The 12,609-nt window shown below is 61.0% G+C and carries 12 protein-coding genes; 8 read left to right on the top strand and 4 right to left on the bottom strand.

Annotation, left to right across the window (positions count from 1 at the left end; all coding sequences use genetic code 11):
• Positions 1-330 precede the first annotated feature (330 nt).
• Positions 331-1,278 (bottom strand): DUF1853 family protein, encoded by a 948-nt coding sequence (locus tag GIW02_RS13895; protein ID WP_236415113.1) that lies wholly within the window; start codon positions 1,276-1,278, stop codon positions 331-333.
• Between the two features lie 146 nt (positions 1,279-1,424).
• On the opposite strand from GIW02_RS13895, the gene GIW02_RS13890 reads away from it, so the two are divergent.
• The 8 genes from GIW02_RS13890 to GIW02_RS13855 all read left to right on the top strand — a co-directional run bounded on the left by GIW02_RS13890 (position 1,425) and on the right by GIW02_RS13855 (position 9,874).
• Complete coding sequence (locus GIW02_RS13890; protein ID WP_003217892.1) at positions 1,425-2,315, top strand: NAD(+) kinase; 891 nt, start codon at positions 1,425-1,427, stop codon at positions 2,313-2,315.
• Positions 2,312-3,301, top strand: a complete 990-nt coding sequence (locus GIW02_RS13885) for a metallophosphoesterase (protein ID WP_456361636.1) — start codon at positions 2,312-2,314, stop codon at positions 3,299-3,301. The genes GIW02_RS13890 and GIW02_RS13885 overlap by 4 nt, the downstream gene beginning before the upstream one ends.
• Positions 3,298-4,167 (top strand): rhomboid family intramembrane serine protease, encoded by an 870-nt coding sequence (locus GIW02_RS13880; RefSeq protein WP_236415108.1) that lies wholly within the window; start codon positions 3,298-3,300, stop codon positions 4,165-4,167. Before GIW02_RS13885 ends, GIW02_RS13880 begins: the two co-directional genes overlap by 4 nt.
• 16 nt (positions 4,168-4,183) lie before the next feature.
• Positions 4,184-4,444 (top strand): YeaC family protein, encoded by a 261-nt coding sequence (locus tag GIW02_RS13875; RefSeq protein ID WP_122541572.1) that lies wholly within the window; start codon positions 4,184-4,186, stop codon positions 4,442-4,444.
• Positions 4,441-5,271 (top strand): DUF2797 domain-containing protein, encoded by an 831-nt coding sequence (locus tag GIW02_RS13870; RefSeq protein WP_236415106.1) that lies wholly within the window; start codon positions 4,441-4,443, stop codon positions 5,269-5,271. The genes GIW02_RS13875 and GIW02_RS13870 overlap by 4 nt, the downstream gene beginning before the upstream one ends.
• Positions 5,272-5,284: 13 nt before the next feature.
• Positions 5,285-7,942 (top strand): aminopeptidase N, encoded by a 2,658-nt coding sequence (pepN, locus tag GIW02_RS13865; protein WP_236415103.1) that lies wholly within the window; start codon positions 5,285-5,287, stop codon positions 7,940-7,942.
• Positions 7,943-8,105: 163 nt separating this feature from the next.
• Entirely contained in the window at positions 8,106-9,209 is a 1,104-nt protein-coding gene (gene zapE, locus GIW02_RS13860; protein WP_236415102.1) for a cell division protein ZapE, read from the top strand.
• A gap of 173 nt (positions 9,210-9,382) precedes the next feature.
• Positions 9,383-9,874, top strand: coding sequence for a GNAT family N-acetyltransferase (locus tag GIW02_RS13855; RefSeq protein ID WP_236415100.1), 492 nt, complete (start codon positions 9,383-9,385; stop codon positions 9,872-9,874).
• 89 nt (positions 9,875-9,963) lie between these two features.
• Here GIW02_RS13855 and GIW02_RS13850 read toward each other — a convergent pair whose 3' ends face one another.
• The 3 genes from GIW02_RS13850 to GIW02_RS13840 form a co-directional block, all read right to left on the bottom strand.
• Positions 9,964-10,185 carry a hypothetical protein gene (locus tag GIW02_RS13850; RefSeq protein WP_236415098.1) on the bottom strand — a complete coding sequence of 74 codons (222 nt, stop codon included), beginning with the start codon at positions 10,183-10,185 and terminating at the stop codon, positions 9,964-9,966.
• 256 nt (positions 10,186-10,441) lie between these two features.
• Positions 10,442-12,202: a phosphoethanolamine transferase CptA gene (locus GIW02_RS13845; protein ID WP_236415117.1), complete on the bottom strand. Its 1,761-nt coding sequence runs from the start codon at positions 12,200-12,202 to the stop codon at positions 10,442-10,444.
• A gap of 161 nt (positions 12,203-12,363) precedes the next feature.
• Entirely contained in the window at positions 12,364-12,528 is a 165-nt protein-coding gene (locus tag GIW02_RS13840; protein ID WP_236421897.1) for a DUF6026 family protein, read from the bottom strand.
• Positions 12,529-12,609 lie beyond the last annotated feature (81 nt).

The raw sequence follows: 12,609 nt of genomic DNA, 5'->3' as shown, positions 1-12,609 counted from the left end.
GGCTTGCCCCCGATGAGGCCATTACAACCACCTCAAAATAATCAGCCAGCCCCCTCCCAAACTGGAATGTATTCACAGATCAAAATGTGGGAGGGGGCTTGCCCCCGATAAGGCCATCACAAACACCCCCCAAAAAATAATCAGCCAGCCCCCTCCCACACTTGAATGTATTCGCAGATCAAAATGTGGGAGGGGGCTTGCCCCCGATGAGGCCATTACAACCACCTCAAAATAATCAGCCAGCCCCCTCCCAAACTGGAATGTATTCACAGATCAAAATGTGGGAGGGGGCTTGCCCCCGATAAGGCCATCACAAACACCTCAAAATAATCAGCCAGCCCCCGGCACATTCGGCCATAGATCCGCCACCAGAAACAGCCGCTCAGCCTCTTCCCAGTCCTCGCCTGTTTGAACCAGGCGCACCAACAGCTGCGCGGGCGCCATCGGGTCCAGTTCGGCCAGCCAGCCCTGCATGCGCTCCTCGCTCCACACCTCACCCGCCGGGTAATGCGCCGGCGCCAGCCACGCATGGCGCGGCAGGGGCTGCCAGCGGCCGGGCTTGCTGGCGCGTACGAAGGTCGACCAATCGCGTTGGTGCAACCAGCGGCCCCGCAAATGCTGCGGATGGGCGCCGTGGGGGGCTAGGGCCTGGCCGGGCCAGGGGTAGAGGAGGTAGCCACCGAGCCACAAATGCGCGTCGAACTGCTGGATATCCAGCGCCGCCAGCACTTCACGGCTTTCCGGGCGGGCGGAGATCGGCAGTTGGTGCTGGGCCAGGTGCGCGAGCTTGCGGTCGAGGCGGTCATGGCAGCCCGGGCCCAGCCACTGAGCGGTGTCCTGGCCGTTGCCGTCCTGCGGGCCGAGGTAGAGTTTGATCGCCAGCTCCACATGGTGCACGCCATCCCGGTCGCGCAGCAGCATGTCCAACTCGCCCAGGGTATGCCCGGCGCGGCGGATCGGCAGGTTGGCCGCCAGCAACTCCACGCCCGGCGCGTGCTGCACGGCGAATTGCCACAGGCGTTCGTAGTAGAGGCCCAGGCGACGGGTGCGTGACTGGCTCAGCCAGTGTTGCAAGGCGCTGCTGTCGTGATCGAGAGTGCGCAGCCAGTGTTCAAGCAGGTGTGGCGCCTGCACCCACTCGCTGCCGGCCAACGGGTGGCGCTGCGGCCACGGCGTTTGCGCGAGCATCGGCGGGGCGAGCATCACCCACGCCAGGTCGCGCACCTCGGGGTGGCGCAGCTGGCGAGGCAAATGGTGCAAGTCAGGGAACACAGTCATGGTCCGAGCATAGCCGTTTAAAGCCTTTGCAGGTGGCTGAGAACCATTGTCATCAAGGCTTCACGGCGACAAAGGATTTTGCCTGGGGCAGCCTTTCGCCCATAATCGTTCTTTTTTTGCCGCACCCCAAATCCCGCAGGAGCCCCATGGAGCAATTTCGCAATATCGGCATTATCGGTCGCCTGGGCAGTACCCAGGTGTTGGACACCGTCCGCCGGCTGAAGAAGTTCCTGCTGGAACGCCACCTGCATGTGATCCTCGAAGACACCATCGCCGAGATTCTCCCTGGCCACGGCCTGCAAACCTCGTCGCGCAAGATGCTCGGCGAAGTGTGCGACATGGTCATCGTGGTCGGCGGCGACGGTAGCCTGCTCGGCGCGGCCCGCGCCCTGGCGCGGCATAACGTGCCGGTGCTGGGGATCAACCGGGGCAGCCTGGGGTTTCTCACTGATATCCGCCCGGATGAGCTGGAAGTCGAAGTGGCCAAGGTGCTCGACGGCCATTACCTGGTGGAGAACCGCTTCCTGCTGCAAGCCGAAGTGCGCCGCCACGGTGAAGCCATCGGCCAGGGCGACGCCCTCAACGACGTGGTGCTGCACCCCGGCAAGTCCACGCGGATGATCGAGTTCGAGCTGTATATCGACGGCCAGTTCGTGTGCAGCCAGAAGGCCGACGGCCTGATCGTCGCCACGCCCACCGGTTCCACCGCCTATGCGCTGTCGGCGGGTGGGCCGATCATGCATCCCAAGCTGGATGCCATTGTGATCGTGCCGATGTACCCCCATATGTTGTCCAGCAGGCCGATTGTGGTCGACGGCAACAGTGAGCTGAAAATCGTGGTGTCCAAAGACATGCAGATCTACCCGCAGGTGTCCTGTGACGGGCAGAACCACTTCACTTGCGCCCCCGGTGACACCATCACCGTGAGCAAGAAGGCACAGAAGCTGCGGTTGATCCACCCGCTGGACCACAACTACTACGAAGTGTGCCGCACCAAGCTGGGCTGGGGCAGCCGCTTGGGGGGTGGAGGCGACTGATGCTCGATCCCGCGCGTAGCTACGACCTGATTGGTGACGTGCACGGTTGCGCTCATACCCTTGAGCACTTGCTCGAGCAGTTGGGCTACCACAAGCAAGGCGGCACCTGGCGCCACCCCTCACGGATGGCGGTGTTCCTCGGCGATATCATCGACCGCGGCCCGCGTATTCGCGAGGCGCTGCATATCGTCCACGACATGACCGAGGCTGGCCAGGCGCTGTGCATCATGGGTAACCATGAGTTCAATGCGCTGGGCTGGAGCACACCGGCGCCGCCGGGCAGTGGCAAGCAGTTCGTGCGCGAGCACAACCCGCGGCATGCGCGCTTGATCCACGAAACCCTGACCCAGTTCGAGCACCACCCGGCCGACTGGCACGACTTCCTCGGCTGGTTCTACGACATGCCGCTGTTTGTCGATGCCGGGCGTTTTCGCGTGGTGCACGCGTGCTGGGACGACGGTTTTATCCAGCCGCTGCGCGCCACCTTCGCGGACGGCTGCATCGACCAGCACTTCCTGCAGGCCGCCGCCGTGCCGGGCAGTTTTGCCTGCAACGCGTTCGACCGCCTGTTGCGCGGCACCGACATGCGCCTGCCGGATGGCCTGACGCTGACCGGTGGCGACGGGCTGACGCGCTCGTTCTTTCGCACCAAGTTCTGGGAAGACGACCCGAAAACCTACGGTGACATCGTGTTCCAGCCCGACGCCTTGCCGGAGCCGGTGGCGCGCACGCCGTTGTCGTCCACCGAGAAAAACTCGCTGCTGCGCTACGGCGTCGACGAACCGTTGTTGTTCGTCGGGCATTACTGGCGCAGCGGCAAACCGGCGCCGATCCGCCCGAACCTGGCCTGCCTGGACTACAGCGCAGTGCTGTACGGCAAGCTGGTGGCGTACCGCCTGGACCAGGAAACCCAACTGGACCCGCGTAAATTTGTGTGGGTCGACGTTGAGCGACCCGAAGTGATCAAACCTGAGGTGACCCAATGAGCACCGTGGCTGTATTGCGCTTGCCCCTGAGCGTCGACCTGGGTGGTTTTGTCAAACTGCTGCAACGCATGCAAGTGCCTCACCGCGTCAGCGAGGAAGCGGGCGAGCAGGTGTTGTGGGTGCCCGACACCCTCAGCGACGACGTGCGCGTGTTGTACCAGCGGTTTCCCGCCGGCGACCCCGACCAGCAACTGGATATCCCGGAACAAGCGCCGGTGACGCGTCCCAGCTTTGCCCAGCAAGTTCGCCACAGCCCGGTGACGGCGCTGGTGCTGCTGGCCAGCCTGATCGTTGGCGCGGTGACGTTGCTCGGTGAAAATCTGCAAACCATGAGCTGGCTGACTTTCCTGCCGTTCCGGGTGATGGGCGAGTACATCCAGTTCACGCCGTTCGCCGACATGCTGGCCTCGGGGCAGTGGTGGCGGCTGGTCACGCCGATGCTGATCCACTTCGGCATCCTGCACCTGGCCATGAATGGCATGTGGTACTGGGAGCTGGGGCGGCGCATCGAAGTGCGCCAGGGCAGCATCAACCTGCTGGGCCTGACCCTGTTGTTCAGCCTGGTGTCCAACTACGCTCAGTACGCCTATGGCGGCCCGGGCCTGTTTGGCGGGTTGTCCGGCGTGCTGTATGGCCTGCTCGGGCATTGCTGGATCTTTCATTTATTGTCGCCGAACCCGGCGTATCGCCTGCCTCGCGGGGTGCTGGCGATGATGCTGATATGGCTGGTGCTCTGCATGTCGGGGCTGATCTCGATGATCGGTTTCGGCGAAATCGCCAACGCGGCTCATGTGAGCGGCTTGGTCATCGGTTGCCTGACGGGTTTGCTGGGTGGGTTGTACAACCGCCGCAAAGCCTCAATTTGATAGAAGGAAGAGCCTAATGTCCTCTTTTGCTGAAATGATCGAAAACATCACCCCGGACATCTACGAGAGCCTCAAGCTCGCCGTCGAAATCGGCAAGTGGTCCGATGGCCGCAAGCTCACCGCCGAGCAGCGCGAGCTGTCCCTGCAAGCGGTGATCGCCTGGGAAATCCAGAACCTGCCGGAAGACCAGCGCACCGGCTACATGGGCCCGCAGGAGTGCGCGTCGAAGTCTGAGCCGGTAGCGAACATCCTGTTCAAGTCGGATGCGATCCATTGATTGAAATTGGTCGCGGTGCAGTCAGCAAAATGTCGGCGCAACTCGGTGAGCCGACCGTTCAATACGCGTTTCGCCTGGGCGACACCGAGGTGCCGGTCAACCCGTTGATCGGCACTCACATTCGCCTCGAATACCTTGGCGCCATCCATTGCAGCCATTGTGGGCGCAAGACCAAAACCAGTTTCAGCCAGGGGTATTGCTACCCGTGTATGACCAAGCTGGCCCAGTGCGACCTGTGCATCATGAGCCCCGAGCGTTGTCATTACGACGCCGGTACCTGCCGTGATCCGGGCTGGGGCGAAACATTCTGCATGACCGACCACGTGGTGTACCTGGCCAACTCGTCGGGCATCAAGGTCGGTATTACCCGCGCCACCCAGTTGCCAACCCGTTGGCTCGACCAGGGCGCCAGTCAGGCTTTGCCGATCATGCGTGTGGCGACCCGCCAGCAGTCAGGCTTTGTCGAAGACCTGTTCCGCAGCCAAGTGGCCGACAAGACCAATTGGCGCGCGTTGCTCAAGGGCGATGCGCAGTCGGTCGACCTTGCGCAGGTGCGCGACGAGCTGTTCGCCGCCTGCGCCGAAGGCCTGGTGAGTCTGCAGGAACGCTTTGGCCTACAGGCCATCCAAACCATTGCCGACATTGAGCCGATCGAAATTCGCTATCCAATTGAGCAGTATCCCACCAAGATCGTCAGCTTCAACCTGGACAAGAACCCGATTGCCGAAGGCACGCTGCTGGGGATCAAAGGCCAATACCTGATCTTCGACACCGGCGTTATTAATATTCGTAAGTACACGGCCTACCAGCTCGCCGTGCATCAGTAGAAGGATGCCACCCATGCGCACCGAACAACCCAAGATGATTTACTTGAAGGACTATCAGGCGCCGGACTACCTGATCGAAGAAACGCATCTGACCTTCGAGTTGTTCGAGGACCACAGCCTGGTCCACGCGCAGCTGGTGATGCGCCGCAACCCTGAGCGCGGTGCCGGCTTGCCGCCATTGGTCCTCGATGGCCAGCAGTTGGAGCTGCTGACCGTCAACCTGGGCGACAAGGAATTGACCGAGGCTGACTACCAGCTGACCGACAGCCACCTGACGTTGCACCCGACCAGCGAGACGTTCACGGTCGACACCAGCGTGCGCATCCATCCGGAAACCAACACCGCCCTGGAAGGCCTGTACAAATCCAGCGGCATGTTCTGCACCCAGTGCGAGGCCGAGGGCTTTCGCAAGATCACCTACTACCTTGACCGCCCGGACGTGATGAGCACCTTCACCACCACGGTGATCGCCGAGCAGCACAGCTACCCGGTGCTGCTGTCCAATGGCAACCCGATTGCCAGCGGCCCTGGGGAAGACGGCCGTCACTGGGCGACCTGGGAAGACCCGTTCAAGAAGCCGGCCTATCTGTTTGCCCTGGTGGCCGGCGATCTGTGGTGCGTCGAAGACAGCTTCACCACCATGACCAACCGCGAAGTGGCACTGCGCATCTACGTCGAGCCGGAAAACATCGACAAGTGCCAGCACGCGATGACCAGCCTGAAAAAATCCATGCGCTGGGATGAACAAACCTACGGCCGCGAGTACGACCTCGACATCTTTATGATCGTCGCCGTGAACGACTTCAACATGGGCGCCATGGAGAACAAGGGCCTCAATATCTTCAACTCCAGCGCCGTGCTGGCCCGCGCCGAAACCGCCACCGACGCCGCGCACCAGCGAGTCGAGGCAATCGTCGCCCACGAATACTTCCACAACTGGTCGGGTAACCGCGTGACCTGCCGCGACTGGTTCCAGCTGTCGCTCAAGGAAGGCTTCACCGTGTTCCGCGATTCGGGCTTCTCCGCCGACATGAACTCGGCCACGGTCAAGCGCATCCAGGACGTCGCGTACCTGCGCACTCACCAGTTCGCCGAAGACGCAGGCCCGATGGCCCACGCCGTGCGGCCAGACAGCTTTATCGAGATCTCCAACTTCTACACCCTGACCGTGTACGAAAAGGGCTCGGAAGTGGTCGGCATGATCCACACCTTGCTCGGCGCCGAAGGCTTCCGTAAAGGCAGCGACCTGTACTTCGAACGCCATGACGGCCAGGCAGTGACCTGCGACGATTTCATCAAGGCCATGGAAGACGCGAACGGCGCCGACCTCAGCCAGTTCAAGCGCTGGTACAGCCAGGCCGGTACGCCACGCCTGGCCGTGAGCGAGTCCTATGACGCCGCCGCCCAGACCTACAGCCTGACCTTCCGCCAGAGCTGCCCGGAAACCCCGGACAAGGTGCAAAAGCTGCCGTTCGTGATCCCTGTCGAGCTGGGCTTGCTGGACGGGCAGGGTGCGGGCATTGCCTTGCGCCTGGCCGGCGAAACGACCGCTGGCGCCACGTCCCGGGTGATCTCGGTGACTGAGGCCGAGCAGACGTTCACCTTCGTCGATATCGCCGAACAGCCGTTGCCGTCGCTGCTGCGTGGTTTCTCGGCGCCGGTGAAACTGAGCTTTCCGTATAACCGCGACCAGCTGATGTTCCTGATGCAGCACGACAGCGACGGCTTCAACCGCTGGGATGCGGGCCAGCAGCTGTCGGTGCAGGTCTTGCAGGAATTGATCGGCCAGCACCAAGCGGGCCAGCCGCTCAAGCTGGACCAGCGTCTGATCGACGCACTGCGCACGGTCCTGAGCGACGAAAGCCTGGACCAGGCGATGGTCGCGGAGATGCTCTCGTTGCCAAGCGAAGCCTACTTGACCGAAATCAGCGAAGTGGCGGATGTCGAGGCGATTCACGCTGCCCGCGAGTTTGCTCGCAAGCAATTGGCCGACAACCTGTTTGAAGGGTTGTGGCTGCGCTACCAGGCCAATCGCGAGCTGTCCAAGCAGACGCCGTATGTGGCGGCAGCCGAGCACTTTGCGCGCCGTGCCTTGCAGAACATTGCGCTGTCGTACCTGATGCTCAGCGGCAAGCCGCAAGTGCTGGCGGCCACCCTGGATCAGTTCGACACCAGCGACAACATGACCGAGCGCCTGACGGCGCTGGCGGTGCTGGTGAACTCACCGTTCGAAGCGGAAAAAGCCCAGGCGCTGGCGGTGTTCGCCGAAAACTTCAAAGACAACCCGCTGGTCATGGACCAGTGGTTCAGCGTGCAGGCCGGCAGCACGTTGCCAGGCGGCCTGGCGCGGGTGCAAGCGTTGATGGAGCACTCGGCGTTCAACATCAAGAACCCGAACAAGGTGCGTGCGCTGATCGGTGCCTTTGCCGGGCAGAACCTGATCAACTTCCACGCCGCCGATGGCTCGGGCTATCGCTTCCTGGCGGACCTGGTGATCCAACTGAACGGCTTCAACCCGCAGATCGCATCGCGCCAGTTGGCGCCGTTGACGCGCTGGCGTAAATACGACAGCGCGCGTCAGGCGCTGATGAAGGCGCAGCTGGAGCGTATTCGCGCGTCCGGCGAGCTGTCGAGTGATGTGTTCGAAGTGGTCAGCAAGAGCCTTGCTTGATCTGAGCAAATAAAAAAACGGCCTGTTCAGGCCGTTTTTTTTGCCTCAAATAACCGGCGGTCGCGGTGGATCCGCGCCGTTATCGAGGGGGAAGCGCTCGGCGATGAGTGCGCAGGGCAAGATTTCGCGGCTGGATATTTCCGTGTAGTTCATACTGGCGGGCATGACGCTCGACTCGCCCCTTACCGCCTACCAACACGCCATCGCCCAACAGGGGTTCGTTGCCGACGACGCCCAGCGCCGGGCGGTGGCTGCCTTGCAGGCCTGCCACGAGGCCCTGCACCAAGGCCGCTCGCCTATCAACGGCGTGTACCTGTGGGGGGCGGTCGGGCGCGGCAAGACCTGGTTGATGGACCAGTTTTACCAGACCTTGCGGGTACCGGCGCGGCGTCAGCATTTTCATCATTTCATGGGGTGGGTGCATCAGCGCCTGTTCCAGCTCACCGGCACCCATGACCCGTTGCAGGCGCTGGCGCGGGAACTCAGTCGGGAAGTACGTGTGTTGTGCTTCGACGAGCTGTTCGTCAATGATATCGGCGATGCAATTATTCTCGGTCGGCTGTTCCAGGTGATGTTCGAGGCAGGCGTGGTCATGGTCTGCACCTCCAACCAACCGCCGGATCAGCTATATGCCGATGGCTTCAACCGTGAGCGGTTTTTGCCCGGCATCGCCGCGCTCAAGCAGCACCTGCACGTGGTCGCGGTGGATGGCGCGCAAGACCATCGCTTGCACCCAGGTGTCGGCATCCAGCGCTATTGGGTGAACCAGCCGGATGCGCTGGCCACTGTGTTCCAGCAATTGGCCCAGGGGCAGGCAGCGAGCAGCGGCGCGGTCACGGTCGGCCACCGTGGCATCGTGGCGGTGCGGTCCAGTGACAGGGTGCTGTGGTGTCGCTATGCCGAGCTTTGCGAGCAGCCTCTGGCCGCGATGGATTTCATGCTGCTGTGTGACCGTTTCAAGGTGATCCTGCTGGGCGGGGTGCCGAACCTGAGTGCGCAGCGACGTCCGGGCCGTATTGCGCGCGGCACCGAGGATGCTGCCGAGCGTGTGGTGGCCGGTGATCGCGAGTTGCCGCAACTGTCGGTGCACGATGACAGCGTGAGGCGCTTCATCGCCCTGGTGGACGAATGCTACGACCGCAAAGTGCCGCTGTATATCGAGGCTCAGGTGCCGCTGGAATGCTTGTATACCGAGGGTTATCTGGAATTTCCCTTCCGTCGCACGCTGAGTCGGCTGCAAGAAATGCAACGCCAGCGGTTTGGCTGAAGCAGGTAGGAAAAAACCTCGAAATTCACGCATCGCGCTTTTTTAGAGGCATACCCTTCGCACTTTCAGGCGGATATTTGTAGTTAATCTCCTTCATCTGTTACCGATTCCGCGCTTACAATCGTGCGCCTCAAAGGGAGCCGAATCCCTTGTTGTCGTGATCGAGGAAGGACATGGACACCCCAGATATCCTGGTGCTGCAAGCCAGCTATACCAACCCCGTGCATGCCCAGGCCATTGGCCGCGTGCTCAACCATTACGCCGAAGACCCGATGGGTGGAGGCCACAGCCTGCCTGCCGACCTTCTGGAGCAACTGCCCGGCGAACTGGCCAAGCGTCCCCATGCGTTCAGCGTGCTGGCGTTCGTCGGCGGTGAGCCGGCGGGCCTGGTGAATTGCTTCGAAGGGTTTTCCACATTTGCCTGCCGCCCTTTGGTCAACGTCCACGATGTGGCGGTGATGGAGGCGTTTCGTGGCTTGGGGTTGAGTCAGAAAATGCTGCAGAAGGTCGAGGAAATCGCGCGCCAGCGTGGCTGCTGCAAGATCACCCTGGAAGTGCTTGAAGGCAATGCCGTGGCCCAGTCGGCGTACCGTAAGTTTGGTTTTGATGATTCCAAGTTTGATCCTGAGTTTGGCCGCATGTTGTTCTGGAGCAAGCCGCTTTAATAAATAGCGGGCAAAAAAAAGGCGCCATTAGATGGCGCCAAGTTAGCCTTGGCCATAGGAGCAGAATGGCAGAGGGTAGTACGGTTACTTCAGCTTTTGGGTTGTTGATCAGTATTGGTTTCTTCAACCGTGTCCATTTTCATATCCTTGCCATCGGCGGCGGCAACCCGTTCGTTAGTGCTGTGAAGCTGGTTCTGCATGAAGGTGAAGTTGTTGTAGAACTCCTTTGAGCGCTCCGAGCCGCCTTCTGCGAACGCGGCGGCGGAGGTCAGGGTCATCAGGCTGGCGAGCATCAAGGTAGAGAGTTTCATTGCGCTATTCCCATTAAGATTGATCGGTATCCAGTCGCTCCTTGATCAGATGATGGAGGCAACTATGGGGCGATCTTATTAAGTGGGAATTAACGCAATTGAGGTCAGGCGTTAACAATACTGTTAACTAAGAGGGTGATGGGTTAACCCTTAAATCCCGGCCAAGCGTTACGGTGTGCGGGGGTTCCCACTGCACACCGTTATAAAAGCCGACGCGTCCGTAACATTTTTTATCAAATAAGCTATTGATGCAGTTTCAGGGGCTGTTCGGCGTTTCCTGAAGTACCACATCGGTTGAATTGACCTTTTTCGGCTTGATCAGGCTGAAGTCTATCAGCGCCTTGCGCTGGGCCGCGTAGGGGTTGCCGATCAACAAGGGGCGTGGCGTGAAGCTGTCGCTTACCACGCTTCTGGTGCGATCCAGTTCGTTGAAGCTCAGCCCGGCCAGGTCGGCCCAGGTGTGAATCAACTGTGAACTGCTGTACGGGCGCTGCAAATCGCCGGCGAAGTTCCAGTCGTGGGTTTCGCGCCATTTCGGTGACGCATAGGCCATGAACGGAATGGTGTACATCGGCGCCGTGGGTTTGCCTTCATTGCGCCCCAGGGTGGCATGGCCGGCCGAGTCGAACACATCTTCGCCGTGGTCCGACAGGTACAGCAGGAAGCCATTGGGGTCGGTCTTGGCGTAATCCTTGATCAGGCTCGACACCACGAAGTCGTTGTACAGCACCGCATTGTCGTAGCTGTTGTAGGTCGGCAGTTGGTCGTCGCGGATGCCCGCCGGTACCCCTTGGCGATCGGTGAACTTGTCGAAGGTCGGCGGGTAGCGGTACTGGTAGCTCATATGGGTGCCGAGCAGGTGCACCACAATGAACTTGCGTTCGGCCGGATCGGCCAGGGCCTTGGCGAATGGCGCCAGCACGTCGCCGTCATATTGGCGGGCGTTCTGGTTGCGGTTGTTGTTCAGGTACACCTGCTCGTCGGCCTGTTCGGAAAAGGTCGTGAGCATGGTGTTGCGCTTGGTCATGGTCTGCTGGTTGGTGATCCAGTAGGTCTTGTAGCCGGCCTGTTTCATCACGCTGACGATCGACGGCGTCTTGAGGTACAGGTCCGGGTTTTGCTCGTCGGCAAACGTCAGCACCTGTTGCAGTGCCTCGATGGTGTAGGGGCGCGGCGTGATGACGTTGTCGAACACTGCCAATTGGTCGCGCAGCTTGTCCAGTTCCGGCGTGGTGTTGCGCGGGTAGCCATAGAGGCTCATGCGCTGGCGGTTGGTGGACTCGCCGATCACCAGCACCAGGGTCGAGGGCTGGCCGGCCATGCTGTCCTTGAGGTTGGTCAACGGCGGGATCTGGCTCGCGCTGTCGAGCATGCCTTGCATGTTGTCCAGTTGTTCGGTGTAGCGGCGGTAGGCGACGATCATCTGCCACGGTACGGCCGGCTCGATGCGCGATTCAAAGCGGTCCATCGCGTCTGCCAGGGTATCGCTGCGCGCGATCTGCTTGACCAGCGGGTAACCGATGATCGCCACCAGGATCGCCGTGGACGCCAGCAGCGCCTGACCGCGCGGCAGGTACACCGGGCGCACCCGGGTCCACAGGAAAATCGCGACAGCGGTGTGGGCGATGAATGCCAGCACGATCCACCAGGCGAAATACTGGGTGGCGTACTCACCCGCTTCAGAAATGTTCGACTCGAACATGATGAAGATGACGCTTTGGGAAAACTCTTGCTGGTAGATGAAGAAATAACCCAGGCTGGCCATGGAGCAAGCCCACAGCACCACGCCGATCAGGGCTGCGAGCAAGCGCGTACGGCGCGGGAATATCAACATCGGCGCCAGCCACAGCGCGCTCATGAAGAATGCCTGGCGGAAACCACTGAAGCCGGAGGTTCCGCTCAGTTGTATCAGCAGCTGGGTAATACCCGAGAAATACCAGAAAAATATGAACAGCCAGCCGAGACCGGCCCAATCAAAGCCTTTCGCAGACTTAGTGCTGCGTTTGAACATTGCCATCCAGCGCTCCGACCCGACAATTCTTGAGTTGACGCGCAGGGCTGCGCGCAACAGAGGCCACCCTTGCATGCGGTGGCCCTTGGGGGCGGGAGTATCGGGAGGGGCGTGTGAAAACTTTGTGAGATTTTCGTAGGCGTTATCTTACAAAGCGATGACGCGGCTCAGCAGAGCGCAGGCTGCGCGCTGGAGGGCTGATCCAGCTGGGCTTGAATGATGTGCGAGCGTAGGCGCATGACTTCCTGCTGCAGTTGATCGCGCTCGTCTTTCAGCTGGCGCAACTCATCACGGCGGATGTTGACGTAGAGGGTCTGTGGCGGACGGGGCATCTGTGCAGTGCTCATTGCTTACCTCGCAAATAGCCGGTGTGTCGCGGTGTGCCAGAACGCTTGAGTCGAGGTTCTCGGCAG

This window comes from Pseudomonas syringae (assembly GCF_021606685.1).
In the GTDB taxonomy this organism is placed as follows: Bacteria; Pseudomonadota; Gammaproteobacteria; order Pseudomonadales; family Pseudomonadaceae; genus Aquipseudomonas; species Aquipseudomonas syringae_R.
The sequence above is the reverse complement of the archived record's forward strand: the minus strand, read 5'-3'. Positions and strand labels throughout refer to the sequence as shown.